The 25,563-nt window shown below is 71.9% G+C and carries 22 protein-coding genes, 1 tRNA gene and 2 pseudogenes; 15 read left to right on the plus strand and 10 right to left on the minus strand.

Going from position 1 to position 25,563, the window contains the following annotated elements:
* The first annotated feature begins 234 nt into the window (after positions 1-234).
* The 3 genes from OV079_RS37075 to OV079_RS37085 all read left to right on the plus strand — a co-directional run bounded on the left by OV079_RS37075 (position 235) and on the right by OV079_RS37085 (position 3,876).
* A complete protein-coding gene (locus OV079_RS37075; protein WP_267774305.1) occupies positions 235-1,551 on the plus strand; it encodes a formimidoylglutamate deiminase in 1,317 nt (438 codons plus the stop codon).
* A gap of 461 nt (positions 1,552-2,012) precedes the next feature.
* Positions 2,013-2,642 (plus strand): hypothetical protein, encoded by a 630-nt coding sequence (locus OV079_RS37080; RefSeq protein WP_267774307.1) that lies wholly within the window; start codon positions 2,013-2,015, stop codon positions 2,640-2,642.
* Between the two features lie 565 nt (positions 2,643-3,207).
* Positions 3,208-3,876 (plus strand): hypothetical protein, encoded by a 669-nt coding sequence (locus OV079_RS37085; RefSeq protein WP_267774309.1) that lies wholly within the window; start codon positions 3,208-3,210, stop codon positions 3,874-3,876.
* A gap of 834 nt (positions 3,877-4,710) precedes the next feature.
* Here the strand turns inward: OV079_RS37085 and OV079_RS37090 are convergent.
* A complete protein-coding gene (locus OV079_RS37090; protein ID WP_267742441.1) occupies positions 4,711-5,046 on the minus strand; it encodes a hypothetical protein in 336 nt (111 codons plus the stop codon).
* A 423-nt stretch (positions 5,047-5,469) separates the two neighbouring features.
* A complete protein-coding gene (gene asnS, locus OV079_RS37095) occupies positions 5,470-6,801 on the minus strand; it encodes an asparagine--tRNA ligase (protein ID WP_267774310.1) in 1,332 nt (443 codons plus the stop codon).
* A 99-nt stretch (positions 6,802-6,900) separates the two neighbouring features.
* Between asnS and OV079_RS37100 the strand changes: the two genes are divergently transcribed.
* From OV079_RS37100 to OV079_RS37135, 8 genes are all read left to right on the plus strand, one after another.
* Positions 6,901-7,701, plus strand: coding sequence for a 7-carboxy-7-deazaguanine synthase QueE (locus OV079_RS37100; protein ID WP_267774312.1), 801 nt, complete (start codon positions 6,901-6,903; stop codon positions 7,699-7,701).
* A gap of 32 nt (positions 7,702-7,733) precedes the next feature.
* The gene (gene hemJ, locus OV079_RS37105) at positions 7,734-8,174 is read left to right on the plus strand and encodes a protoporphyrinogen oxidase HemJ (protein WP_267774314.1); all 441 of its coding nucleotides are present in this window, start codon (positions 7,734-7,736) and stop codon (positions 8,172-8,174) included.
* 86 nt (positions 8,175-8,260) lie between these two features.
* Positions 8,261-9,016 (plus strand): hypothetical protein, encoded by a 756-nt coding sequence (locus tag OV079_RS37110; RefSeq protein ID WP_267774316.1) that lies wholly within the window; start codon positions 8,261-8,263, stop codon positions 9,014-9,016.
* Positions 9,017-9,024: 8 nt separating this feature from the next.
* Positions 9,025-9,348 (plus strand): hypothetical protein, encoded by a 324-nt coding sequence (locus tag OV079_RS37115; protein WP_267774318.1) that lies wholly within the window; start codon positions 9,025-9,027, stop codon positions 9,346-9,348.
* 34 nt (positions 9,349-9,382) lie between these two features.
* The gene (gene cyaY, locus OV079_RS37120; protein WP_267774320.1) at positions 9,383-9,841 is read left to right on the plus strand and encodes an iron donor protein CyaY; all 459 of its coding nucleotides are present in this window, start codon (positions 9,383-9,385) and stop codon (positions 9,839-9,841) included.
* Positions 9,838-10,536 (plus strand): hypothetical protein, encoded by a 699-nt coding sequence (locus OV079_RS37125; protein ID WP_267774322.1) that lies wholly within the window; start codon positions 9,838-9,840, stop codon positions 10,534-10,536. Before cyaY ends, OV079_RS37125 begins: the two co-directional genes overlap by 4 nt.
* Positions 10,537-10,765: 229 nt before the next feature.
* Complete coding sequence (folK, locus tag OV079_RS37130) at positions 10,766-11,284, plus strand: 2-amino-4-hydroxy-6-hydroxymethyldihydropteridine diphosphokinase (RefSeq protein ID WP_267774323.1); 519 nt, start codon at positions 10,766-10,768, stop codon at positions 11,282-11,284.
* Between the two features lie 13 nt (positions 11,285-11,297).
* Positions 11,298-11,369 (plus strand) — tRNA-Val (locus OV079_RS37135).
* A 430-nt stretch (positions 11,370-11,799) separates the two neighbouring features.
* Here the strand turns inward: OV079_RS37135 and OV079_RS37140 are convergent.
* The 7 genes and pseudogenes from OV079_RS37140 to hemF form a co-directional block, all read right to left on the minus strand.
* Positions 11,800-12,051, minus strand: a complete 252-nt coding sequence (locus tag OV079_RS37140; protein WP_267774325.1) for a hypothetical protein — start codon at positions 12,049-12,051, stop codon at positions 11,800-11,802.
* Positions 12,048-13,121, minus strand: a complete 1,074-nt coding sequence (locus OV079_RS37145) for a hypothetical protein (protein ID WP_267774327.1) — start codon at positions 13,119-13,121, stop codon at positions 12,048-12,050. Before OV079_RS37145 ends, OV079_RS37140 begins: the two co-directional genes overlap by 4 nt.
* 154 nt (positions 13,122-13,275) lie before the next feature.
* On the minus strand, positions 13,276-13,947 hold the full coding sequence (locus OV079_RS56535; protein WP_267706534.1) for a response regulator: 672 nt from the start codon (positions 13,945-13,947) through the stop codon (positions 13,276-13,278).
* Positions 13,948-13,959: 12 nt separating this feature from the next.
* Complete coding sequence (locus OV079_RS37155) at positions 13,960-15,330, minus strand: ATP-binding protein (RefSeq protein WP_267774329.1); 1,371 nt, start codon at positions 15,328-15,330, stop codon at positions 13,960-13,962.
* Between the two features lie 239 nt (positions 15,331-15,569).
* Positions 15,570-16,481, minus strand: a complete 912-nt coding sequence (locus OV079_RS37160) for a PstS family phosphate ABC transporter substrate-binding protein (protein WP_267774331.1) — start codon at positions 16,479-16,481, stop codon at positions 15,570-15,572.
* 20 nt (positions 16,482-16,501) lie between these two features.
* The gene (locus OV079_RS37165) at positions 16,502-18,712 is read right to left on the minus strand and encodes a TonB-dependent receptor (protein ID WP_267774333.1); all 2,211 of its coding nucleotides are present in this window, start codon (positions 18,710-18,712) and stop codon (positions 16,502-16,504) included.
* Positions 18,713-19,719: 1,007 nt separating this feature from the next.
* A pseudogene (gene hemF, locus OV079_RS59235) lies at positions 19,720-20,660 on the minus strand (oxygen-dependent coproporphyrinogen oxidase).
* A gap of 65 nt (positions 20,661-20,725) precedes the next feature.
* Between hemF and OV079_RS37180 the strand changes: the two are divergent.
* The 4 genes and pseudogenes from OV079_RS37180 (at position 20,726) to OV079_RS37190 (ending at position 24,355) form a co-directional block, all read left to right on the plus strand.
* Positions 20,726-21,148 (plus strand): hypothetical protein, encoded by a 423-nt coding sequence (locus OV079_RS37180; protein WP_267706525.1) that lies wholly within the window; start codon positions 20,726-20,728, stop codon positions 21,146-21,148.
* A gap of 219 nt (positions 21,149-21,367) precedes the next feature.
* Positions 21,368-21,529: pseudogene (locus tag OV079_RS59240) on the plus strand (serine/threonine protein kinase); the annotation flags it as partial.
* A gap of 25 nt (positions 21,530-21,554) precedes the next feature.
* Positions 21,555-22,949 carry a serine/threonine-protein kinase gene (locus OV079_RS37185; protein ID WP_267774335.1) on the plus strand — a complete coding sequence of 465 codons (1,395 nt, stop codon included), beginning with the start codon at positions 21,555-21,557 and terminating at the stop codon, positions 22,947-22,949.
* A complete protein-coding gene (locus OV079_RS37190; RefSeq protein ID WP_267774336.1) occupies positions 22,946-24,355 on the plus strand; it encodes a tetratricopeptide repeat-containing protein in 1,410 nt (469 codons plus the stop codon). Before OV079_RS37185 ends, OV079_RS37190 begins: the two co-directional genes overlap by 4 nt.
* 284 nt (positions 24,356-24,639) lie before the next feature.
* Here OV079_RS37190 and OV079_RS37195 read toward each other — a convergent pair whose 3' ends face one another.
* Entirely contained in the window at positions 24,640-25,557 is a 918-nt protein-coding gene (locus OV079_RS37195) for a prenyltransferase (protein WP_267774338.1), read from the minus strand.
* Between the last annotated feature and the right edge of the window lie 6 nt (positions 25,558-25,563).

Here is a 25,563-nt window from a genome sequence, read left to right on the forward strand (position 1 = left end):
GCATGCCCCGAGAGCCATCTCCGCGACGCGCGAGGCGAGCAGGTTCCCAGCGCCCGGCAGCGACCACGCCAGTCTTTCAGGACATGCCCCGAGAGCCATCTCTCCCCTGCGGGCGAAGCGCCCTTCCGGCGCTCGCTCGGCATGCCCCACCGCGGAGCGAGCGACTCGCCCTCGGCGACTCTCTACATGTCTCGAGAGACATCCTTCCCTCGGACCTCACACCACGGGTAAACGATGACCGAAGCAACACCTGACGATCGCGTCGGCTACCTCGCGGCCTGGGGCCTTTTGGGCGACAGCTGGGTCGAGCGGCCGTACGTCGAGGTCGACGGCCGGGGCGTCATCGTCCGCACCGCGAGCGGGCGGCCGGCGGACGCGCCCATCGTCGTCCACGACCTCGGCCGCCGCCTGCTTTACCCCGGCCTCGTCAACGCCCACAGCCACGCCTTTCAGCGGGCGATCCGAGGCGGCACCCATCGGCGCGGCGAGGGCGACCCGTCCAGCTTCTGGAGCTGGCGCGAGGCCATGTACCGCGTCGCCAGCAGCCTCGGACCCGACGAGGTCTACGCCGTCACCCGCCGCTGCTACGCCGAGATGTTGCGCGCCGGCATCACCTGCGTCGGCGAGTTCCACTACCTGCACCACGCGCCCGACGGCACCCCGTACGCCGACCCGAACGAGCTGTCGCGCCAGGTCTTGCGCGCCGGCGCGGAGGTCGGGATCCGCGTGGTCCTGCTCGAGGTCTACTACGCGCGCGCCGGCGCCGACCGGCCGCCGCTCGCGGAGCAGCGCCGCTTCTGCGACGGCACCGTCGAGCGCTACCTCGCCCGCGTCGACACCTTGCGCGGCGAGGGCCACGCGATCGGCCTCGCCCCGCACAGCGTGCGCGCCGTCCCGCTCGCCGCCCTGTCCGAGCTCGCCGCGTACGCCCGCGCCCACGACCTCGTCATCCACGCCCACGTGTCCGAGCAAGGCCGCGAGAACGAGGAGTGCCGCGCCGAGCACGGCCGCACCCCGACCGAGGTGTTCGCCGACGCCGGCTGCCTCGCGCGTCCCGGCAGCTTCACCGCCGTCCACGCGATCCACCTCGCGGACCGCGACCACGAGCTGCTCGCCGGCCACAACGTCTGCGCCTGCCCCACCACCGAGGCCGACCTCGGCGACGGCATCATCCCGGCCCCGCGACACCGTCAGCACGGCACCGGTCTCGCCCTCGGCAGCGACAGCAACGCGGTGATCGATCTCGTCCAGGAGGCCCGCCTGCTCGAGATGCACGAGCGTCTGCGCGCGCATGCGCGCCTGTGCCTCGCCGGCCCGGAGCCTGTCGCCCGCACGCTCCTCGACATCGCCACCGTCGGAGGCGCTCGCGCCCTCGGGCGCCCCGAGCTCGGCCGCCTCGTCCCCGGGAACCCCTTCGACGCCTGCGCCGCCGACCTCGACCACCCCCACCTCGCCGACCTGCCGGACGACCAGGCCCACGACGCCCTGTGGCTGTCCGGCACCGCCGCGGCCATCGACCGGGTGTTCGTCGGCGGCGTGCGACGGCGCTAAGGCGGGTGCGACGCCCTCACCGCGCGACCGGGTGTCGTCGGCGGCGCCACCGACGGTGTGCCGCCCTCACCGCGCCACCGGCGGCGTACGACGGCACCAGTGCGACGCCCTCTTCGCGCCTCTCCTCTCTCGTCCTTCCCGGTCGTCGCCTGCACGAGGGCGCGCGAGGCGTGGGACTCCGGGGTGAGAGGCCGTGCGTCCCCTCCTCGCTGCATCGCCTGCATCCCGCTCCCCGGGTCAGTCCGTGCATCCCCGCCCTGCGGCGTCGCCTGCACGCGTGACCGGGAAGCCGCGCGAGGCGTGGGGCTAGACCCCCACTGCCGCCGGTGCTACGTCCGCACCGTGCGTCCTCTCCTCGTCCTCGCGGGCGTCGCCTGCACGAGCGCGACGGAGAAGTCGCGCCGGAAGCCGCGCGAGGCGTGGGGCTAGACCCCCACTGCCGCCGGTGCTACGTCCGCACCGTGCGTCCTCTCCTCGTCCTCGTCCTCGCGGGCGTCGCCTGCACGAGCGCGACGGAGAAGTCGCGTCGGGCGTGGGACAAGGCCGTCACCGGGCGCGACGGCGCCAGCAAGGGCGCGGGCGGCAGCGGCGGCGGTCGCGGCAGCACTCGCGGCAACGCCCCGCGGGACAACTGGCAGGCGCTCGCGCAATTCACCACCGACGCCAGCGAGACCCTGTCCGGCGGCTCGACCACCGTCTCGGTCCCACGGCTGGCCAAGCAGATGTGCAGCGAGGTGCCGGAGGCGCTGTCGGAGGACCCGCCGCCCGACGCCGTCCGGTGCGCGCCGAAGTCCCCGTTCGCGGCGCTCGGCCACGAGTTCGAGCTCGAGCTCGGCCGCGACAGCACGATCGGCCTGGTCGCCCGGGACCTCTCCGATCAGGACAGCGGCGAACTGGTCCGTCAGATCATGCAGCGCCTGCGCGGCATCTGTCGCGAGCCGTGGGCCTCCGCGAGCCGCGCGGACAACGCTCTGGCCGACTTCCATCGCTGCCCGACCGCCACCGGCGCGGAGGTCGTGGTCGGCCGCTTCCCGACCAACTTGGCCGCGGGCCAGTGGCACTTCTCGCTGGCTGTACTCGGCCCGGGCTAATATCCTCCGGCCACCCGTATGGACACCCTCTCCACCGCGCCCACGAGCCACGGCGGGCTGATCTTCCCGCTCGACATGTTCCGACCGACGGTGCTTGCGGCCGTGATCGCCGAGCTGTTGCTCGGCAAGGTCCGCAACATCCTCGACGCGACGCTCGAGATCTCCCGGCACCCGACGTCGCCGCTGGCACTGGCGCGGATCCACGGGAGCGTCGTCGGCGAGGACCCCGCCGAGTTCTGGCGCACCAACCCGGACATCGCGCTGGCCGCCAGCCAGGCGGTGCCGCGCCAGTGCTTCGCCTACTACGTGCGCACCGGCCCCAACCGCCGCGAGGGCTTCCTGGTGGCGCAGCGGGGCCAGGCGCTGGCCGCCGACGACAGCGACCGCGACGCGAGCGGGCAGCACTGGCCGGTCACGCGCCTCGTCGATCAGCTGCGGATCTCCGTCAGCGACCTCGCCAACGGCTTCCCCGGCGGTCCGCGCATCGAGCTGTCGCTGATGGAGCCGACCGGCAACGACCAGAACCTGCTGATGACGCTGGTCGGCCAACCCCCTGGCGAGGCCGGTGACGAGGACCTCGACGACATGGGCGAGGAGCCGCCGCCCCCGCCGCCCCCGCCCTCGCGGCGGTGGTGGTGGTCTGACGCAGGGCTTCTCGGCCCCGCCGTCGCCGAGCGCTGCGGGCCCCACGAGCGCCCCGAGCCAGCCCGCCAAAGCTCCCGCCAAGGCGCCGCAGGTCAGCGCCGCCGACGACGCCAAGCGCCGCGCCACGGAGCGCGCGGCCGAGCTGCAGGAGCTAGCGCGCAGCGAGAGCGCCGCCAAGTCGCTGCGGTTCGTCGAGGACGAGCGCGGCCTCGTGGTCCTGGTCCCGGTCGAGCTGTCCGAGACCTCGGTGCTGAGCAACTACACGGTGCCGGTAATCGAGAGCTCGCTGCCCGACGGCTTGCCGCCCGCGTTGCTGAAGACGCTGACCGGTCGCTCGATCGACTTCGCGGTCAAGGTCGAGTTCTTCAGCGAGGTGTTCGTCGACGCCCAGCCGCTGAACCGCCCCAAATTCGAGGAGCGCGCCAAGGAGATCGATCTCGGCGGCACGAAGGTCAAGGCGCTCGAGGTCCTGGCCCCACGCCTCGGCATCGGCACGCTGCTGCGCCTCGGCAGCACCAACGTGTTCGTGTCCCGCCGCCCCGACGCCCCGCTGCCGGCGGAGCTGTTGCTCTCGCTGCTCAAGAGCTGAGCTGTACTTGCGTGCACGCGAACCGAGATCCGCCGGTTCGCGTGCTGCTCTCGCTGCTCAAGAGCTGAGCTGTACTTGCGTCCACGCGAACCGAGATCCGCCCGTTCGCGTGCTGCGCTCGCTGCTCGCGGTCTCAGCTTCCCTCCGTGCATGCGAACCGGGACCCCCGGTTCGCATGCTGCGCTCGCTGCTCGAGGTCTCGCTGCCCCCGTGCATGCGAACCGGAATCCGCCGGTTCGCGTGCTTCGCTCGCTGCTCGAGGTCTCAGCTGCCCCCGTGCATGCGAACCGGAATCTGCCGGTTCGCGTGCTGCGCTCGCTGCTCGAGGTCTCAGCTGCCCCTCGTGCATGCGAACCGGAATCTGCCGGTTCGCATGCTGCGCTCGCTGCTCGCGGTCTGAGCTGCCCTCCGTGCATGCACCGGAATCCGTCGGTTCGCGGCTGCGCCTCGGGCCGGGAGTGCTGTGAAACGCGCGCTGCGGGCCCGTATGACGGCGCATCTCTTCGCGGAGATCGCCTCTCGCGTGGCCTTCGGAGGCTCGCGCTCGCGCGGGGGCGCGGCTCGTGGCGCGCCCACGCGCACGCCGGCCTGCCTTTGCACCTGCAAGGATCGTCCGAGGCGCCGAGCGGAGATCGTCTCGCCGAGGTCTCGCGGGCGATGGTGCTGGCGCGTTGCGAGATCGCCTGTGAAGCGATCTCCGGTCGCGACAAACGGCACCGTCTCGGGAGGAGAGCGGTGCCGTCTGCGCTGGATGGGCCGAGGAAAAATATCATCGGGGCGACAAAGGGCATCGTCTCCCGGAGGGAGAGCGATGCGCCTGGTCGCCGCGGATGGTTACGCGGAGAGGTGCGTCTTGAGGCTCGACAGGATCGCCTCTTCGCGGGCGGCGATCGTGGTGTCGGCCGGGTCGCTGAGCTTGTCGCGGATCAGCGCCTCGAGGATCACCATGCGCTCCGGGTGCGGCGGCAGGTGCTGGGCGAGGCCCAGCTTGCGGCTGGCGAGCACCTTGAGGAAGGGTTCGATCTTGCGGATCTCCTGGGCGATCCGCATCGTCGCTTCTTTGCCCTCGCCTCGGCGGATTTGGAACTTCGGGGCGCAGCGTTCGACCGCTGCGACCAGGTCGCGGGCCAGGTCGACATCGACCTGATCTTCGACTCCGAAGCTTGCCACGACGATGGGTCGGCTCTGCGCCTTCTTGTTCCCCTCGCCGGACCACCAGACGTTGTGCGCGATGGACAGGTAGGTCCTGCGCGACTCACCACATCGGACTTTGTTTCTCCGCAGATACATAGGGATAATCCTTCCTCAGGCAATCCAAGGTTGCGTGCGTGACCCCGGCATCAGGCCGGCACCGTTTTGGACGCAGTTGCCGGGCAAACCTTCAACCTTGTCCCCGTGGTCTGTGCCCCTGTTTGCCTGCATCCCAAGGCCCCCTGTGCCCACGAACACAAGGCTAGCGTTTGCGCCAGAGGGTCGCCAGAGATTTCCGACTGCTGCAGCCAATTGCTCAATTTCTTTGGGTTTTTTCACGCGTTTCGGGGCCGTGCGCGACTCCCGCGGCGCCTGATACCTGGGCCCACACGGCCAGTGGCTCTAGAATTCGCAGTTCCGCGGCGTCCGCGGGAAGGGGATGACGTCGCGGATGTTCTCCATGCCCGTCACGTACATGACGAGGCGTTCGAAGCCGAGGCCGAAGCCGGCGTGGGGCGCCGTGCCGAAGCGACGGGTGTCGAGGTACCAGCCGTAGTGCTCCGGGTTCAGGCCCATCGAGCGGATCGCGTGCGTCAGCACGTCGAGCCGCTCCTCGCGCTGTGAGCCGCCGATGAGCTCGCCGATCTTCGGCACCAGCAGGTCCATCGCCGCGACGGTCTTCCCGTCGTCGTTGCGGCGCATGTAGAACGCCTTGATCTCGGTCGGGTAGTCGGTGACGAAGACCGGGCGTCCGACCACCGTCTCGGTCAGGTAGCGCTCGTGCTCGGCCTGCAGGTTGGCGCCCCAGTGGACCGGGAACTCGAACTTCTGGCCCGAGCTCTCGAGGCGGCGCACCGCCTCGGTGTAGGTCATGCGCTCGAAGCTCGACTCGAGCACGTGCTGCAGGCGGGCGACCAGGCCCGGATCGATCTGCTTGTTGAAGAACGCGAGGTCGTCGGCGCAGCGCTCGAGCGCCGTGCGCATGAGGTGCTTGACGAACGCCTCCGCCAGGGTCGCGTCGTCGTCGAGGTCGTACCACGCCATCTCCGGCTCGATCATCCAGAACTCCGCGGCGTGGCGGCTGGTGTTCGAGTTCTCGGCGCGGAACGTCGGGCCGAACGTGTAGATGTCGGACAGGCCGAGCGCGAAGGCCTCGCCGTTGAGCTGGCCCGACACGGTGAGGAAGCTCGAGTGGGCGAAGAAGTCCTCGTGCCAGTCGACCGCGCCCTCGGGCGTGCGCGGCGGCTTGTTCACGTCGAGGGTGGTGACGCGGAACATCTCGCCGGCGCCCTCGGCGTCCGAGCCGGTGATGATCGGCGTGTGTACGTACACGAAGCCGCGCTGCTGGAAGAACTCGTGGACGGCCTGGGCGAGGGCGCTGCGGACGCGGAAGACGGCGCCGAAGGTGTTGGTGCGCGCGCGCAGGTGGGCGATCTCGCGCAAGAACTCGAAGCTGTGGCGCTTCTTCTGCAGCGGGAAGGTCGAGTCGGCGAGGCCGATGACCGTCACCTCGGTGGCCTTGAGCTCGACGCGCTGGCCGGCCGCGGGCGAGGCGATGACCTCGCCGACGACCTCGACGGCGCTGCCGGTCGTCAGCTTGCGCAGCTGCTCGTAGTTGGCGAGCTCCGGATTGACCACGACCTGGAGGCTGGCGAAGCAGGAGCCGTCGTTGAGCTCGATGAACACGACTTGCTTGCTGTCCCGGACGGTGCGGGCCCAGCCCTTGACGCGCACGCCGGCGCGGGGGGCTCGAGCTGGAGCACGTCCACGATACGGGTCCGTGGAGTCTGCATGGCGGCCGGGAGCGTAGAACCCCTGGCCCGTGGTTCGCAAGTGCGGTACAGCGACGCCGCGAGCATGACCGCCGCCTACGACCCGCCTGGCCGCGCCCCGAATCCGGGCGGGCCGTCGCTCCCGACCGCGCCGCCGACCTGGCTGCCGATCCACGAGCGCTTCGTCTCGCTGCAGGGTGAGGGCACGCTCGTCGGCGTCCCGAGCTCGTTCGTCCGCGTGTCCGGCTGCAACCTCCGCTGCGCGTGGTGCGACTCCCCGGCGACCTCCTGGGCGCCCTCGGGCCGCCGCACCGACCTGGCCGAGCTGGTCGCCTTCTGCGCCGCGGGGCCGCGTCACGTCGTCCTCACCGGCGGCGAGCCGCTGCTGTTCGCCGGGATCGCCGCGCTCAGCCGCCGGCTGCAGGCGGCCGGGCATCACATCACCGTCGAGACCGCCGGCACCGTGTGGCTCGAGGGGCTCGCGTGCGACCTGCTGTCGGTGAGCCCGAAGCTGCGCCACAGCACGCCGTGGCAGCGCGACCCGGCGCAGGCCGAGCGGCACGAGCGCGCGCGGCTCGACCTGCCGGTGCTCGCGCGGCTGCTGGCGAGCTTCCCGTGGCAGCTCAAGTTCGTCGTCCGCGCCGACGCCGGCGCCGCCGACGTCGCCGAGGTCGAGGCGCTGCTGCGCGAGCTCGCGGTGCCCGACGACCAGCGCAGCCGGGTGCTGCTGATGCCCGAGTGCACCGACAGCGAGGCCCTGGGCGCGGCCTATCGCGCGCTCATGCCGATCTGCGTCGAGCGCGGGTTTCGCCTCGGCGAGCGGCTCCACATCCACATGTTCGGTCACACGCCCGGCACCTGAGCTCGCGCCGCGCGGAGGAGTAAAACAAGGCCGTGCTCTACTCCTGGCTCAAGGCGTTCCACATCATCGGCTTCGTCGCGTGGTTCGCCGGGCTCTTCTACATCTTCCGGCTGTACGTCTATCACGTGGAGAACCGCGACAAGCCGGAGATCGTCCAGCTGCTCACCGTCATGGAGCGGCGGCTGTACCGCGGGATCTGCTGGCCCGCGATGATCTTCACCGCGGCCTTCGGGATCGCGCTGTTCGTGCAGATGCCCGGCTTCTACATGGCGCAGGGGTGGTTCCACGCCAAGCTGCTCGGGCTCGTGCTGCTGATCGGTTACCACCTGTACTGCGGCAAGGTCCGCAAGGACCTCGCGGCCGGGCGCTGCGACCTGACCTCGCGGCAATGTCGGCTGCTCAACGAGGTGCCGCTCGTGCCGCTGTTCCTCATCGTCATCATGGTCGTCGTGAAGCCGCACTTCGGCGGCTGAGCGCGGCTGCTCGGCGGTCCGGCCGGCTGTTCGCGGCCGCGCGCGGCCGTACGACGCGGCCCCGGATTTTTGCTATCCTGCCGAGGATGGTCTCGCGGTCCCGCTGCGCGTCCTGCCTGCTGGCGCTGGCGGCGTGCGCGTGGCTGCCCGGCTGTGACGACGCCGACGCGTCGTGCGCCGCGCTCGCCGACGAGGGCCTGCTGGTCACCGCGTACATCGACCACAACGGCAAGCAGGCGCGCACCGAGATCGAGGTGCGGCGCGTCGACGACGACGCCGGGCTGTCGCTGGCGCTGTGCAAGCGCAGCTCGCTCAGCGTCGACGGGACCGCGGCCACGCGCGTGCGCCGGCCCAGCGGCTCCTACGTGTACAAGGTCGACGGCTTCGACATGGCCAAGGACGGCGGCACGGTGACGCACGAGCTGCGGCTCGTCGACGACGACTACGAGGCGACCTACCGCGTCTCGGTCGACGCGCCGGCGTTCGAGATCACCGCGCCCAAGGCGGGCGCCAAGCTGCCGCGCACGCAGGCGTTCGACGTCGCGTGGACGCCGGCGCGGACCGACGCGACGATCCTCGCGCGCATCGACGACGCCATCGACGGCATCGCCTGCCTGGCCGAGCCGATCGTGCTCGAGCTGCCGGACGAGGGCGCGGCGCAGGTGGCCCAGGGGCAGCTCAAGACCGGGCTGACCCGGCCCGAGCCGTGCAGCGCGACGCTCCGCCTGTCGCGCGTGGCCACCGGCGCGCTCGAGCCCGCGAGCGGCGCCTCCCGACTCCACGCCGACAGCCGCGCCTCCGTCGCTACCTGGCGCGAGCTCAAGTTCACGTCTGACCCTTGAGACATCCCATGAAACTGCCATCCAGAGGCGTCCTCATCCGGATCTGCATCTACGTCCCGCTGCTCGCCTTCTTCGGCTGGCAGGCCTGCGAGAAGTACAAGGCCGAGCAAGCGGCGGAGAAGGCCGCGCCGGAGATCGAGGGCCGCAAGCACACCTTCACGCTGCCCGACGGCAAGTCGGTCGAGGTCGTCGAGATCTCCGAGGACCAGGCGCGACAGATGGGGTTCGACCCCAGCAAGAGCGGGCCGCCGAGCAAGGCCGAAGCGCCCGCGCCCGCGCCCGCCGCGGAGGAGTCCAAATCGCCCCCGCCGGCCCCCGCCCCGGCGAATTGACCGGATCTGCGCGATCGCGTAACCCTCACGGGCCATGGAGCAGAAGGACTTCTTCAAGCGGTCGGCCAAGGCGCTCGAGCACATCGACGCCGGCCTCGGCGGGCTCGAGCTCGAGGAGCTCGACGTCCAGCTCGCCGGCGACGTGCTCACGCTCTCGTTCAAGGACGGCGCGCGCTTCGTCATCAACGCCCACAGCGCGGCCGGGCAGATCTGGATGGCCGCCGGCACCACCGCGTGGCACTTCGACTTCGTGCCCGAGCAGGGCCAGTGGATCGCGCGCAAGTCCGACGAGGAATTGATGGCGACCGTCGCGCGGGTGGTCGGCGCCAAGCTCGGGACCGAGGTGTCCCTTGACCAGGTGATCGCGTGCGCGAGGTCCGACCTTCCTCGGCGGCTCTGGGCCTCTTCGCGGCGCTCGCGGCCGCGTGCTCGCAGATCACCTCGGAGACCGAGCTCCGCACCACCGTCCGCCCCGACGCCAGGCCGCAGGTGAGCGAGACGAAGGTGGTGGCGATCGCAGTCGAGGCGCGCTGGTCGCAGCGCGGGGGCAACCTCGAGGTCGAGCTCCGCGAGCTCCGCTCGTGCCAGACGGTGGCGCACCTGCCCGCGCGGCAAGAGGAGCGGATCGTCCGCAAGCCCGACGCGATGATCTACTTCGAGTACGGGCTGGCCGCGGTGGCGCTCGGGGTGTCGGCGCTGGCGTTCGCGCGGCCCGAGCTGTTCGCGGCCGAGGCGGCGTACGACGCGGAGCGCATGCAGTACGTCCGCGATCCGAAGACGGGACGTCGCGTCGGCGGGGTGTTCACGGCGGTCGGCCTGGGGCTGTTGACCGCGGGCATCGTCGACAGCGTGCGCGCGCGCGACCAGGTTCGGGTCAGCGACACCGTGGCGCTGCGCGAGGGGCCGGTGCAGCCGTGCGACCCGCCCTCCGGGCCGGCCAGCGGTCGCGCGGTCGAGCTGGTGCTCGGCGACCGCGTGCTCGCCGGCAACGCCGACGCGGAGGGCCGCGTGCGCTTCACGTTGCCGGCCGAGAGCGAGATGTCTCCGGAGACAGATGCTTCTCCGAGAGCGCTGGCGGCGACGCTGCGGGTCGGCTTCGCGGGGGCGCTGCCGATCTCGCTGGTCGCTCCGTACGCGCACACTGCGGACGCGCCGCACACGGGCACGGCCCGGTCGGGGGCGCAGTGACGGCTGCGAGGCGCGAGCTCCCGACGGGAACAGCCCGGCGATGGATCGGTGCGAGCGGCAGGTGGCGGACGGCGCCGGCGCATCATGCTGGGATGAGCGAGGACGAGTTCGCTGCGTCGAGCTGTGCTGCGAGCGAGGTGTCGATGACGGCGGCGCACGATGCTCGAATCGGCGGGGGTGAGGACGAGGGCGCCGAGCGCTGCATTGATTTGCTGCGAGCGAGGTGGCGATGACGGCGCTGGCGTATGTCGGGCTCGGCAGCAACCTCGGCGACCGGCTGGCGACGCTGCGCGCGGCCATCGAGGAGCTGCGCGCGGGGGCGATTCCGGCGACCGAGCTGCTGCGTTGCTCGCCGGTGTTCGAGACGCGGCCGCTCGGGCCGTCGCTGCACCCGTTCCTCAACGCGGCGGTCGAGCTGCGGACGGAGCTGGCGCCGGAGGACCTGCTGACCGAGCTGCTCGCGCTCGAGGCGCGACACGGGCGGACCCGGCGCGAGCGCTGGGAGGCGCGCACGCTCGACCTCGACCTGCTGGTCATGACCGAGGACGGCCGCTCGCGGCAGGTCGACACCGACCGGCTCGTGCTGCCCCACCCGGAGCTGGCCCGCCGGGACTTCGTGCTGGCCCCGCTGGCGGCGCTGCGCCCGGACCTGCGCCCAGGAGGCGGCGCCACGGCGGCCGAGCTGCTGGCCGCGCTCCCCCCTGCCGACCGCACGATCCTCGCGCACGACGGCCCGCCGCTGTGCTAGCTTCCCGGCGCCCAGGCGGATAGCTCAGCGGTAGAGCGGCGCCCTTACAAGGCGCGGGTCGCAGGTTCGATCCCTGTTCCGCCTATGACAGCAAGAAGGGGTCGAGCGCGCGGATGCCTCGGCCCCTTCTCGTTGCCCGCACGAACTCAAGCGTCCATGCGCCTGTCCCTCGGGACAGCTCTGCTGTCCACACGCAGGACGAGAGCGCTCCAAAATGTCCTTCGGGACATTTCATGCATTCGCCGGCGAAGCGCGAGCGCGTGTCTGGCGAGCTCGCGGGGCCCGGCGGCTGCGTTCACTCTTAGTTCGAGAACCGCCGATTGGCGACGCCAGGTCGAGCGCGAGGTCGCTTCATCGATGTTCCATCGGACATGTTTTATATGACATGTCTCTGGAGGCAGACGATACGGCGCCCCTGTCCTGCTCCCCATCGGACATGTCCTTCTGGACAAGTTTCTTCGGGGCATACCGCGAACAACGGCAGAGGCCGAGCGCGCGGCGCTCGGCCTCCGGTTTCAGCTCTCGAACCTGGCCTTACGGGCAGGGGAAGATCGCGTCGAGGGCGGCGATGCCCTTGGCGACATCCTCGGGGGCGGGGCTCTCGCGCTCCACAGGCCGGTGAGGTCGGCGGCGGCGGCGGCGTCGCGCTCCGTGGCCTCGCGGTCGAGGACGGGGCCGGCGACCTGCAGGAAGGCCCACAGCACGTTCGTCTCGGCGCTGCTGCACGCGGCGTCGATGTACTGCTGCATGTGGTCGCGGACGATCACGGCGTAGCCGCGGTGGAGGCCCTGGTCGAGCTGCTCCCAGCCCTGCTCGAACAGGTCCTGCTGGTCGGCGGACGCTCGTCGAGCAGCGGGTAGTTGCCCATGTCCTGGGCGATGTCACGCCAGCAGCGGTTGGCCATGATGCCGTCGTGGATGCGCTCGTGGGCGTTGGCGCTGAGCGCGTTGACCTCGGCGCCGATGCCGATCGGGGCGTCGATCGCCTCGCCGCCGGTGTAGTAGGCCCAGGCCGAGTCGCAGTCCTTCGGCGCGACCGTGGCGCAGGTGTTGGCCTCCTTGTACACCGAGAGGTAGAGGAACCAGAGCAGGCCGCCGTGGATGCGGGCGGCGTGGATGTTGGCATCGCCCTCGCCGGCCTGACCGGCGGCGAACGCCTCGTCGACGAGCGGCTTCATCCCGGCCGGGCCGACGCAGCGCTCGGGGTACTTGGCGGCCAGCGCCTCGACGGTGCACTGCTTGTCGGCGTCGACCTGCGGGTCCCACTCGGCTTCGGGGATCGCGGGGTAGTGCAGGTCCTCGCGGCGGACGAGGCGCGACTCGAGGCCCTCGGGCAGGACGTACTCGTTGCGCGCGGCGGTGAAGTCGTCGGCGGTCGGGTCGGCCTTGCGCCACAGCAGGTCGGCGATGTTCTCGTAAGCGACGATGCGGGCGATGGTGCTCGGCGGGCTGTCGACGAGGGTGTACGGGCCCATGTCGGACACGCAAGCCGGCCACTCGTCGTCGGCCGAGTTGTTCTCGCGCGGCTGGTAGTCGGTGGCGAGCGGCTCACAGCCGGACTCGTCGATGCCGGGGATGTCGATGCCCTCGCAGGCACCTTGCGTGGTGGTGCCCGGGTCGGTCGTCCCCGTGGGCTCGTCGGTCGTCCCGGTCGGCGTGTCGGTCGTCCCGGTCGGGACGTCCGTCGTGGCCGTCGTGTCGGTCCCGTCAGTCCCGTCGGTCGTGTCCGTGGTGGTCTGGTCGGTCGTCGGGGCAGTCGTAGGCGAATCGGTGGTGCCCGGTCCTCGGCCGGACAGGCGGTGAGCGCCACCAGAGCGGTGCAAAGGGCTACTTCTCATGGGAAAACTCTCGGTGTGGGTTACCCGCGACGGTATCCACGCCGGTACCCTCGGCCTACGGCATTTCCCCGCGGTCGCCTTTCAGGTGGATCCACCCGGCGCAGAATCGCCCTGGGTGGCCCCCACGATCGGCCCAGCACCTGCCCGAATGGTCTTATGCGTCGGGCGAGACGAGGCCGATGCGGATCGCGTGGCGCACGAGGCCGGCGACGTGATGCACGTCGAGTTTGGCCATGATGCGGCCGCGATGGCCCTCGACCGTCTTCACGCTGAGACTGAGCTGACGCGCGATTTCCGGGCTGGAGCGGCCCTCGGCGACGAGCTGGAGGATCTCGCGTTCGCGGTTGGTGAGGGCGTCTCCCGGCTGCGGTTCGCGCCCGCCCGGACGCGCGTCGCGCCGCGAGTCGTGGAGGACGATCTTGGCGATCGACGGGCTGAAGAAGGCGTCGCCGTGCGAGACGGCCTGGATCGCGGCGACCAGGTCGGACAGGCCGGAGCCCTTGAGCAAGTAGCCGCTGGCGCCGGCGCGGATGGCGGGGCGCACGTACTCCTCGCCCGAGTGCATCGACAGGATGAGCACCTGCGTGGTGGGGAAGTCCTTGCGGATCGCTCGCGTCGCGTCGACGCCGTTCAGCTCGGGCATGCCGAGGTCCATGATCGCGACGTCCGGCTTGTGCGCAGCGACGGCCTCGACGGCGGCGCGTCCGTCAGCGACCTCGGCCACGACCTCGATGTCGTCGCGCACGTCGAGCAGCGCGCGCAGGCCCTCGCGCACGATCGTGTGGTCCTCGGCGAGGACGACCCGGATGGTCTTCTTGGTGCTCACGCGCGGACTGTATCATGCGACGACGACCGCCGAGTCGTCGCCGTCGTCGCTCAGGGCCCGCCGCGGCAGCTCGACGCGGATGGCGGTGCCGGAGCCGGGCGCGGTGTCGATGCGGAGGTTGCCGCCCAGCAGCTCGACGCGCTCTCGCATGCCGACGAGCCCGCGACCGCCACTTCCCTCGCCGCGCTCGCCGGGGACAAACCCTCGACCGTTGTCGTGGACCTCCAGCACGATGTGCGCGGGCTCGACCCTCAGGACCACCCGCAACTCGCTGGCGCAAGCGTGGCGGGCGGCGTTGGTGAGCGCCTCTTGGATCACCCGGTAACACACGCTCTCGAGCGCGGCGGACAGCCCGCCGTCGGGGACCTCGAGCTCCCGCGAGATCTCGAGGTCTTCCCGCTCGAAGTCGTCGCACAGCCGCTCGATCGCGGCGACCAAGCCGACGTCGTCGAGGATCGCCGGGCCCAGCATGCTGACGGCGCGGCGGATCTCCTCGAGCGTCGCGTCGACGATCGTCAGCGTCCGCGCGGCCATCTTCGCCACCTTGCTGTCGGGCTCGGCGAGCTGGACCATGAGCTGGAGGTTGATGCGGATCGCCGTGAGCGCCTGGCCGGCGGAGTCGTGCAGCTCGCGGGCGATGACGCGCCGCTCGGCCTCCTGCAGCAGCACGGCGCGGGCCGACAGCTCGCGCAGGCGGCCCTCTTTCTGGCGCAGCTGCTCGTAGGCCTCGCTGAGCTGCGACGAGCGCTCGGCGACCTGCTGCTCGAGCGTCTGGTTGAAGCGGGCGAGCGCGGCCTGGCTCTGTTCGATGCGGCGCTCGGCGCGGGTGATCGCGCCCAGCGGGATGAAGTAGAGCAGGCCGGCGAGGCCGACGCCGAGCAGGCCGAACGGGCCGAGCAGCAGCAGCGCGGCGGTGCGGGCCTCGGCCAGGCTGACCGCGACCCACGCGTGGCCGACGACCTGCTCGTTGAGGACGATCGGCGCGGCCTCCCAGGCGAGCGGGCCGGCGCCGGCGGTCGGGCTGGCGATCGACTCGGTGTCGAGCGGGATCCGCACGCCCGAGCGGTCGGAGATCTCGATGCGCGCGGCCCCGGCGTTGTCGACGTAGGCCCGCAGGTGCGCCAGCAGCTTGCCGGCGTCGTAGCGCCACAGCACCGGCCGCTCTTGCACCTCGCGCGCGATCGCGTCGGCCGCCTGCACCGCGGTCGTCCGCGCCTGCTCGCGCAGGCCCCGGGCCTGCAGCGCGGCGTAGGCCAGCGGCGCCGAGGCCGACACCAGCACGAGCAGCAGCACCACCAGCGGCAGCATGCGCGCAGAGAGGTAGCGGCGCAGGCCGACCTTGGCGGACCGGGCGCGTGCTCCGGGAGCTGTCTTTTCAGACATGTGCGGCCTCCGGGCGCGGCTCGGCGAATGACATATCTGTAAGGACATGTCCGTTCGCACCTGCGCGAATGGTCATGCCCATGAGGACATGCCCGATCGCCCTGGCGCGAGCGAGCATTGGACGGCTCGCGGTGAGGCGCGGCCGCTCGATGCGGCGGGCGCTCCCGCAGACATGTCCCTTCGTACCTGCGCGGAAGGTCATTGGACCTCCGGCAGCGGGATGTAGCCGTGGGTCTTCATCAGCGCCCGGCCCTCGTCGGAGTGGGCGAAGCGGATGAATTCGGCGGCGAGGCCGCTCGGGGCCTCGAGGGCGGCGAAGGCCAGGTCCTTGAGAAGGGGTAGCGCCCCGACTGGACGCTGGCCTCGCTGGGGCCGTAGCCGTCGAGCTCGAGCGCGCGGAGGGGCAGGCGCTGCAGGCTGATCGCGCCGACGTCGAGCAGGCCGACCGCGCCGGGGGTGATGGCGAGGGCCTCCTGCATGGCGCGATCGTGGAGGACGACGCGCCAGCGGTGCTCGCGGTAGGCGGCCTCGTCGGCGGCGGCGAAGGCCGGCAGTGCCTTCGCGACGGCGACGTGGCCCGAGTCGCCGCGCTCGCGCTGGAGCACCGTGATCGGCGCGCCGTCGGACCAGCGGGTCTTGCGACCGGCGAAGATGTCGGCGAGCTCGTCGGTGGTGATCGCGGTGTCGGGCACCGACAGGTTGACGGCGACGACCACCGGCACGCGGGCGTAGGGGATCGCGTCGACGCCGACCAGCGCCTCGCGCTCGCTCAGCGGGCGGGAGATCAGGCCGAGGTCGACGACGTCGTCGTAGACCGCCATGACGCCGCCCGACGAGCCGATGCTCTCGAACACGACGATGTGCGCGTCGGGGCTCCTGGCCACGAACGCGTCGGCCAGCGCGCGCGTCAGCGGGATGTTGCTGCCCGAGCCGGCCAGGTGCAGCACGCCGTGCGGCCGCGGGGTCGAGCGCTGGTAGAGCAGCGAGTTCTTCGGGACCTGTCCCTCGAGGAAGGGCGGGCCATTCGAGCCGGCCAGCAGCGGGGCGACGAACACCGCGGCGAGGATCGCCACCCCGGCCACGCCGAGCAGCACCGCGGCCCACAGGGCGGCGAGCGACGCGGAGGCGCGCGGGTCGGCGGTCTCGGCCATGGCCACGGTGTACTCCATTTTCAAAACCGACCTCGATGAGCACGTTGGCGCCGCGCCCGGGGCCGTTGATGCTGGAGCCGTGGTAGCGGTAGGCGGCGTTGGTGACGTTCTCGAGCACGAGGACGACGAGGGCGTGCGGCTGCAGGCGGTAACCCGCGCGTAGATCGAGCACCGCGAAGCCGGGGGTGCCTCCCTGAGGATCCGCTGGTCGTTCTTGTCGGTCTCGGTGAGGCGCGTCTGGGGCCGGGCCCAGCGCAAGGCGGAGCGGCGAAGAAGCCGAGGCGGTGGCGCCAGTTGATCTCGACGGTGCCGTTGAGCGGGGGGATCCGCGACAGCGGGACGCGCACCGGGTCGAGGCCGGCCACGGGGTTGGGGCCGTCGCCCCAGGTGTAGGCCGCGGTCGCGCGCATGCCGAAGCCCTTCGGCAAGAACAGGCGCACCGCGCCGTCGACCCCGCGGATGTGGCTGGTGCCGGCGATGTTGGCCAGAGTGACGTTGTAGACCGCCGCGCCGCACACCACGTCCTCCGGCGGGCACTGGTCGCGGTCGAAGCGGACCCGCGTGATCAGGCGATCGATCCACGACTGGAACGCGAACAGCTGCAGCTCGATGCGCGGACGCTCGATCTTGAGACCTGTCTCCAAGGACAGGGCTCGCTCCGGCCGGAGGTTGGGGTTCTCGTACTGCTGGCCGGCGCCGGTGGCCTGACGGCTGGTGAGGTCGTCGAGGTTGGGCGCGCGGAAGCCCTGGTCGAGGTTGGTGATCCAGCGCAGCCCGTCGACGAGGCGCACCGCGACGCCGCCGCCGCCGACGCCGCCGCCCCAGATCTGATCGATCGGTCGTCGGCCCACCATCGCGTCGAGGTTGCCCGGCGCCTGGGCGACGACCAGCGAGCCGCGGCCGCCGGCGCGCAGCTCGACGCGGTCGAACAGGCCGAGCCGCGCCTCGGTCCACACGCCGGAGGTCAGGTAGCGGCTGCCGCTGGCGTACTGCGAGGTGGTCGGGGTGGTGATGCCGACGTCGAGGAAGGTGTTCCAGGCGTGGCTGCGCAGGGTGTCGAAGTAGGCGTCGAGGCCGTAGTTGACCTGGAGGTCGACGCCGCGGGCGAGGCGGAACTGCTTGGTACCGATGTTGAGGCCGGTGCCGATCGTGTAGACCTCGTCGCGGCCGATGATGCGGTAGGTCGAGTCGGGCCCGCGGTCGAACCGGCGCCGCTCGTGCTGGTGCTGGTAGCTGACGGTCCAGCGCACCGTCTCGGCCGCGGACGGGCCGTCGTGCACGTCGTAGGCGCCGTAGACGAGGGTGCGGAACTGTTCGTCGTAGGTCAGGCACTCGCTCTGCGGCGCGGTGACGGGCGGGCAGCGGTCGGTGCGAGGGGCGTCGAACTGGCGGTAGTCGTAGTAACCGAGAGTGAGGCGGTGCTTGTCGTTGACCTGATAGACGAGGCGCGCGTCGGCCGTGAACTCGCGGAAGCCGGTGCCGCGCTGGGTCACGCCGTCAGAGGCGAACAGCGGCGACTTGACGGGCTGACCCGTGCTCGGGGACAGCAGCTTGCCGCCGGCGCGGAGCAGGCCGACGTCGCGGTAACCGACGCCGCCGAACAGGCCGACCTTGCCCTTGTAGCCGACGTCGAGCTGGGCCCGCCCGCCGATCTCGCCGTCGGCGGTGCCGGTGCGCATCATCGCCTTGGAGTGGCCGTACCAGCCGCGCGGGCCGCCGAGCGCGAGCGACGGATCGATCGGGGTGGCGAGCAGGGCGCCGCCCATGGCGTCGGAGCCGTAGCGCGTCGAGGAGGCGCCGCGCAGGACCTCGAGCTTCTGCAGGGTGCGCGAGTCGATGGTGAAGAAGTACTGGTTGGGGCCGTAGCGGAAGGTGCTGTTGTTGAGGCGGATGCCGTCGAACATCATCACGGTCTGCTGGCCGGTCAGGCCGCGCACGAACGGCGAGCCCTGACCGTGCGCGGTCTGCTGGACGTAGACGCCGGGCTCGAAGCGCAGGGCGTCCGGGGCCGAGCGCGGCAGCCGCTCCTCGAGGTCGCGCCGGGTGACGACGCTGGCGGCCCGCGTGTCGTGGGTGGCCTGCGCCTGCGTGTCGCGGACGGTGGTGCGCCCGACGGTGCGCGCCTGCTCGCTGGCCTCGCGCGTCAGCTTGGTCGGGGCCGCGGTCGGCGCGGAGGTCGGGGCGCTCGGGCCCTCGGAGACAGGTCCCTTCGGACCTGTCTGAGAGGGCATGCCTCGAAGGACAGGTGCCGGCGCGGCCGCGGCGGGTCGCGCCAACGCCACGACGACGGCGACGACGAGCCACGACGAACGGAGGGGGAGACCACCGGGCCCGCGGATTGTCGCGCCGAGGTGCCTGCAGGGCAAACCCCGGAATTGGAGCAGGTGGATCCACCCGACCACGCCGGCTCCCGGCGCGGACAGGCGCGGGAAAACCGTGAAATCCTCGAAAGGTGGGCAGCCGCCGCCGGCGCCGAGGCGACTTCGCCGCCGGCTTGGAAGGTCGGGCGCGCGCCGCCGCTCACGCGCCGAGCGGGACATGTCCCGGCGGACAGACTCGAGGCTCGGCAGATCTCCGGGCGGCGCGGGCGGTCGTACGGGGAGTGATCTGTCCTGACGGACAGACTCGAGGCTCGGTACATCTCCGGGCGGCGCGGGCGGTCGCACGGGGAGTGATCTGTCCTGACGGACAGGCTCCAAGCTCGGTACATCTCCGGGCAGCGAGGGCGGGCGCACGGGGAGTGATCTGTCCTGACGGACAGGCTCCAAGCTCGGGACATCTCCGGGCAGCGAGGGCGGGCGCACGGCGAGCGATCTGTCCTGACGGACAGGCTCCAAGCTCGGTACATCTCCGGGCAGCGAGGGCGGGCGCACGGCGAGCGATATGTCCTGACGGACAGGCTCCAGGCCCGGCACATCTCCGGGCGGCGGGGCCAATCCGGCGAGTCACGAGCGACATCTCCTCGCGGACGAGCTCGAAGCTCGGCAAATCTACGGACGGCGCGGACGGTCGGCCGCCGCGAGCGACATGTCCTGGCGGACAGGCTCGGCACACCTCCGGGCGGCCGGGCGCCGCCAGCGACATGTCTTCACGGACAGGCTCCACGCCCCGCACGTCTCTGGCCGGCGCAGCGGCCTTTCATGTCGACAAAGACATGTCCCACAGGACATACCCATTTCGACATGTCCTGTGGAAGACCGCGAGCGCTGCCTTCGCAGCGAGGTTCGGACGCTGCCGCTCAGGGGTTCGGCTCGTCGCCGGGGAACGGCTTGCGCAGCTCGGCGAGCAGGGCGGCCTCGGGGGTGCCGGGCGCGGGCTCCTCGGCGTAGCCCCACTGCACGTGCGGCGGGAGCGACATCAGGATCGACTCCGTGCGGCCGCCGGTCTTGAGGCCGAACACCGTGCCGCGGTCGTAGAGGAGGTTGAACTCGACGTAGCGGCCGCGGCGCAGCTCCTGCCAGCGGCGCTGGTCGGGCCCGTACTGCGTGGGCAGGCGCCGGCGCGCGATCGGCAGCCAGGCGTCGAGGAAGCGCATGCCGCCGTCGCGGATGAAGCGCAGGAGCGCCTCGTCGTGGCCGGGCCGCGCGGCGTCGACGAACAGGTGGTCAAAAAGATCCCGCCGACCCCGCGCGACTCGCCGCGGTGTTTCGAATAGAAGTAGCGATCGCACCAGTCGGAGAAGCGCGGGTAGTCGCCGATGCCGGGGTGGGCGTCGCAGAAGCGGCGCCACACGTCGTGGAAGTGCGCCTTGTCCTCGGCGAAGTAGTAGTACGGGGTCAGGTCGGCGCCGCCGCCGAACCACCGCCGGTCGCCCTGCTCGATGTAGCGGAAGTTGGCGTGCACCGTCGGCACGAACGGGTTCGTCGGGTGCAGCACCAGCGAGACGCCGGCGGCGAAGAAGCTGGCGCCGGTGCCGGCGAGCTGGCTGGCGAACTGCGGGTTGAGCTCGCCGAACACCGCCGAGGTGTTGACGCCGCCCTTCTCGATCACGTCGCCGCGGATCACCCGCGTCAGGCCGCCGCCGCCGCCGGGCCGGTCCCAGGCGTCGCTCTGGAACACCCCGCTGCCGCCGGCCTCGCGCTCGAGCGCCTCGATGGCGGCGCAGATCGTCGACTGCACCTCGACGACGGCGTCGTGCGCGCGGCGCTGAAACTCGGTGTGAAAACTGGTCGCGGACACCACGGGGCGAGTGTATGCCGCCGACGAGGACGCGCGCGCGCACGTTCTGCGGTAGGCTCACGCGCGTGGCGCCCGAACTCGCCGCCGAGATCCCACTGTCGACCGAACGCCTCCGCCTGGCCGTGACCGGGCTCGGCGGGATCGCGGGCGCGCTGGTGCTGCCGATGCTGTCGTCGTGGCTCGGGTTGCTCATGCAACTGCTCGAGGGCGACCGCGGCGGCCTCGGCCCCAGGCCGCGCCTGTCGGGCCTGTCCGCGCTCAAGGCGCTGGCGTTGACGGTGCTGCTGGCGTTCATCGCCGTGAACTGGCAGAAGGCCGCCGGCGAGCTGCGACAGATGCAGGCCGAGGCGCCGATCCTCGGCTCGACTCTGGCGGGCTTCGGCGTCGGCCTGGTGTTCTGGGCGATCTACGCGGTGGGGATATCCTCGCTGCGCGCCGATTTCGAACGCGCGCGCCTGAGTCGCCGGATCGGCGGCCTGCTGCGCTGAGGCGCGCCTCCGCGCCACCCACGTCGGCGATAGTTTGCCAAACTGCCGGGCGTGACCGCGCCGCAGCCCCCGGCCTCGAGCGACGCAGCCACCCTCCCCGCGTACTCGCTCGCGGATGGGGCCACCCTCGCCGCCGATCCGGCCGCGAGCGAGCGCCCGCGCGAGCAGCCGAGCCGGATCGGCCGCTTCACGATCATCCGCGAGCTCGGCGCGGGCGGGATGGGGGTCGTCTACGCGGCCTACGACGAGCAGCTCGACCGCAAGGTCGCCATCAAGCTGCTGCACGGCGCGGCCGACCACGCGACGACGCAGGGCCACGCCCGCCTGCTGCGCGAGGCCCAGGCGCTGGCCCGGCTGTCGCACCCGCACGTGGTCGCGGTCTACGAGGTCGGTAGCTTCTTGGACCATGTCTTTTTGGCCATGGAGTACGTCCAGGGCGAGCGTGCGCGCGTGGCTCGAGGCGGCCCCGCGGCCGTGGCGCGAGGTGCTGCGGGTGTTCATCCAGGCCGGTCGCGGGCTCGCGGCCGCCCACGCGGCCGGGCTGGTCCACCGCGACTTCAAGCCCGACAACGCGATGGTCGGCGACGACGGCCGCGTGCGCGTGCTCGACTTCGGGCTGGCCCGCGCGCCCGAGCCCGAAGCGGCGACGACGACAGAGCACGACGCGATCGCGACCACACGCAACACGCTCGGCTCGCAGCTGACCGTCGCCGGGGCGGTGGTCGGCACGCCGGCGTACATCGCCCCGGAGCTGTACCTGCGCCTTCCGGCCGACGCGCGCTCGGACCAGTTCGCGTTCTGCGTCGCGCTGTGGGAGGGGCTCTACGGCCAGCGTCCGTTCCAGGGCGCGACCTTGCAAGCGCTGGCCATGGCGATCTGCGAGGGCCAGGTGACGCCGCCGCCGCCGGGCCGCCGCGCGCCGGCGTGGCTGCACGCGGCGCTGGTCCGCGGCCTCGACCCGGACCCGGCGCGGCGGTTCCCGTCGATGGAGGCGCTGCTGGCGGCGATCGGCCGCGACCCCGAGCGCGCCCGCGTCCGCCTGCTCGGAGCCGCGGTGCTGCTGTGCCTGACCGCGCTGACCGGCCTCGGCGTGCGCAACGCGGTGGTCGGCCGCGCCGAGCTGTGCGTCGACGGGGCGGCGAAAATAACGAGTGTTTGGGGACAGGTCCAAAAGGACAGCCTCGCCGCGGCGCTGGCAGCGACCGGCCTGCCCTACGCCCGCGACCTCGGGGCGCGGGTCGGCGTGCGCCTCGACGCCTACGCCGCGGCGTGGGCGGCGGCCCACCGCGACGCGTGCGAGGACACCGCGGTGCGCAAGGAGCAGTCGCCCGAGCTGCTCGAGCTGCGCATGGCGTGCCTCGAGGGTCGCCGCCACGCGCTGGCCGAGACGGTCGCGCTGCTGCGCGAGGCCGAGGCGCCGATGCTGACGCGCGCGGTCGAGGCGGTCGAGGGCCTGCCGGCGATCGAGCCGTGCGAAAACCCCAGCTACGTGCGCGCGGAACACCCGCTGCCGGCGACCGCGGCCGAGGCGATCGCGGAGGCGGGCGCGCGCCAGCGGTTCGAGCGGATCGAGGCGCTGACGCACGCGGACCGCGGACGCGAGGCGGACCGCGAGCTGCAGCAGGTCGAGCGCCTGGCGCTGCCGCAGCACCTGGCGCCCGAGCTCGCGCTGGTCCGCGCGTACGTCGACGTGGCCAACTCGCGCCGCACCGCCGCTCGCGAGATTTCGAACAGGCCTACCTGGCGGCCCGTCGCGTCGGCGACGACGCGGTCGCCCGGCGCGCGGCCCTGTCGCGGATGAACCGCCTCAACGACGACCACCGCCTGCGGCCGCTGTGGGACCTGTGGTCGCGGCTGGCGGAGGTCGAGGTCGAGCGCTCGGGCACGCTGCGCGATCGGCTGTCGCTGCAGCTCGCCCGCGCCAACTACCTCCGCTCGGCCACGACCGAGTACGCCCGCGCCTACGACCTGCTGTTCCCCGCGCTCGAGGCGTGCGAGGCCGATCGCGAGTGCCGCAGCTCGACGCTCAGCCCGTATCTGATGGACGCGCTCGGCATCGTCTACACCGAGCTCGGCGACGGCGAGGCGTCGCTGGCGATGAACCGCCGCGCCCTGGCCCGCTGGACCGAGATGTTCGGCCCGCGCCACCCCGTCGTCGCCGGCGCGCTCGACAACATCAGCGGGTCGCTCGAGCTGCTCGGGCGCTACCAGGAGGCGGCCGAGGCCGAGGAGGAGGCGCTGGCGTTGCGGCTGGCCGCGGTCGGCCGCGACACGGTGGTGGTGGCCCAGTCGTACAACAACCTCGCCGGAGTGTTGATGCAGCTCGACCAATTGCCGCGCGCCGCGAGCTACCTGCGCGAGACGGCGCGGATCGAGGAGAAGCTGTACGGGCCCGATTCGCCGGAGCTGGCAGTGACGCTGATGAACCTGGGCAGCGCGCTGCACACCCTCGGCCACCAGGCGGAGGCGCTGCGCCTGCTGCAGCGCAGCGAGCAGATCCAGCGCACCACTCTGGTGCCATACCACGCGGAGACGATGTTCACGCAAGCGCTGCTGGCGGGGGTGTTCCACAGCCTCGGCGACTACGCGGCGTCCGAGCGCCACTACCTGGCGGCGCTGAAGGTGATCGAGCTGCGCCGCGCGCCCGACCACCTCGGCGCGGCGATGGTGCAGCAGAACTACGCGGTGCTGCTGCGCCGGCTCGGCCGGGCCCAGGAGGCGCTGGCGCTGGTGTCGCGCGTGCGCAAGCGGCTGTCCGAGCGCGTCGGCGAGTCGCACGTCTACCTGGCCGACCTCGACACGACGATCGCGGTGCTCGAGAGCGACCTCGGCGACGCCGCGGCGGCGGAGCAGCACGCGCGCCAGGCGATCGCCCTGCAGGACACGACGCTGGCGCCGGACGACCCGCGCCGGTTCGAATCGCTGCTGGCCCTCGCCGACCTGCTGCGCGAGCGCGAACCGGCGGAGGCGCTGGCGCTGGCGGAGCGAGCGCTGGCGCTGCTGGCGGACGCCCACCCCGACCTCGAGCCGGCCGCCGAGCTGCACGAGACTCTGGCGATCGCGCTGGTCCGCACCGGCGGCGACCGCAGCCGCGCGCGCGAGTCGGCCTGCCTCGCGGAGCAGCTCCGCCGCCGCTCGGGCGCCCCGTCGCCCGCGAATCACAAGCGGCTCAAGGCGCTGGGGCTGCTGACGCCGCCGTGCCCGTGAGGCTTCTATGCTGTCTTTAAGGACATGCTCTATTCGCCATGTTCTTTGAGACATATAAATATCGGGTCGACGTCACCTGTCTCGCAGGACATGGCAGGTGCGCGTGTCCCCGACGATGCGCCCCGGGCTCGCAAGTCGGAGTCGCCTGTCTCGCAGGACATGGCGGGGCGCATGTCCCCGACGATGCGCCCCGGGCTCGCAAGTCGAAGTCGCTCGTCTCGCGGGACATGGCAGGTGCGCGTGTCCCCGACGATGCGCCCGCGAGCTCGCGGCCCCGCCGCTGCTCACGGCCGCAGCAGGCCGACCACCGCCAGCGCGAGGCTCCACAGCACGCACTGCAGGTGGCCGGCGCCGGCGACGAGGAGGATGAAGCGGCGGCACTCGTCGCGCTGCTCGGCGTCGGCGCTGCCGAGCAGGGCGACGCTGCGGACCACCAGCGCCAGGGTCGGGACCGCCAGCATGGCGACGCCGACGACGCCGAGGCCGGGCACGACGAGGCCGCCCATCAGCGCGGCCATCACCAGCAGCTCGAGGCTGTGGCGCCGGGCCGCCCACTGCCCGCGGCGCACCGCGTAGCTGCGCTTGCCCGACGACCTGTCCGAAGGGACATCCGGAAGCGAAGTGAGGATGTGGCCGACCACGCCGATCAGGAACAGCGGCGCCAGCGCCAGCCACGGGAACGCCGCGAGCGAGCCGGCCTGGACGTAGAAGCCGAACAGCGGCAGCACGACGCCGGTGCCGAGGCCCTGCACGACCTCGCCGCCGCCGCGGTACGACAGGCGCAGCGGCGGGAAGTTGTAGATCCACACCAGCAACGCGGCCGCGGCCACGAACAGCGGGGTCCACGGGCGGCCTGTCCCGAGGGCCAGGTAGAGCGAGAGCCCGAGCAGACCGACCAGCGCCAGCCAGGCCGCGTCGCGCAGCTCGCCCGGGCGCAGGCGGCCGTCGGGCAGCACCCGCGAGCCGCCGGAGAACTCGTTGTAGGTGGTGTTGGCGGCGTCGGTGTCGCGGTCGGCGTAGTCGTTGCTGAACACGATCACCAGCAGCAGCAGCGCGGCGAACATGTGCGCGGCGTACAGGGTGCCCAGCGAGAACGCGCCGGTGTAGGCGAAAGCGAGCGCCTGCCCGAGCCACAGCGGGACGACGAGGTTGACCTGGGCCAGCGGCCGGGACGCTTGCAGCCACGCGGCAGGGTCGAACATACGCGC

Source organism: Nannocystis pusilla (assembly GCF_026626665.1).
GTDB lineage: Bacteria > Myxococcota_A > Polyangia > Nannocystales > Nannocystaceae > Nannocystis > Nannocystis pusilla.

What these genes read in the sequence shown, in the direction of transcription:
- OV079_RS37075 (WP_267774305.1), top strand. Translation starts at nt 235, where the DNA reads ATGACCGAAGCAACACCTGACGATCGCGTCGGCTACCTCGCGGCCTGG.
- OV079_RS37110 (WP_267774316.1), top strand. Translation starts at nt 8,261, where the DNA reads ATGGTCTCGCGGTCCCGCTGCGCGTCCTGCCTGCTGGCGCTGGCGGCG.
- OV079_RS37115 (WP_267774318.1), top strand. Translation starts at nt 9,025, where the DNA reads ATGAAACTGCCATCCAGAGGCGTCCTCATCCGGATCTGCATCTACGTC.
- cyaY (WP_267774320.1), top strand. Translation starts at nt 9,383, where the DNA reads ATGGAGCAGAAGGACTTCTTCAAGCGGTCGGCCAAGGCGCTCGAGCAC.
- folK (WP_267774323.1), top strand. Translation starts at nt 10,766, where the DNA reads ATGACGGCGCTGGCGTATGTCGGGCTCGGCAGCAACCTCGGCGACCGG.
- OV079_RS37145 (WP_267774327.1), bottom strand. Translation starts at nt 13,121, where the DNA reads ATGAGAAGTAGCCCTTTGCACCGCTCTGGTGGCGCTCACCGCCTGTCC.
- OV079_RS37155 (WP_267774329.1), bottom strand. Translation starts at nt 15,330, where the DNA reads ATGTCTGAAAAGACAGCTCCCGGAGCACGCGCCCGGTCCGCCAAGGTC.
- OV079_RS37160 (WP_267774331.1), bottom strand. Translation starts at nt 16,481, where the DNA reads ATGGCCGAGACCGCCGACCCGCGCGCCTCCGCGTCGCTCGCCGCCCTG.
- OV079_RS37165 (WP_267774333.1), bottom strand. Translation starts at nt 18,712, where the DNA reads ATGCCCTCTCAGACAGGTCCGAAGGGACCTGTCTCCGAGGGCCCGAGC.
- OV079_RS37185 (WP_267774335.1), top strand. Translation starts at nt 21,555, where the DNA reads ATGTCTTTTTGGCCATGGAGTACGTCCAGGGCGAGCGTGCGCGCGTGG.
- OV079_RS37190 (WP_267774336.1), top strand. Translation starts at nt 22,946, where the DNA reads ATGAACCGCCTCAACGACGACCACCGCCTGCGGCCGCTGTGGGACCTG.
- OV079_RS37195 (WP_267774338.1), bottom strand. Translation starts at nt 25,557, where the DNA reads ATGTTCGACCCTGCCGCGTGGCTGCAAGCGTCCCGGCCGCTGGCCCAG.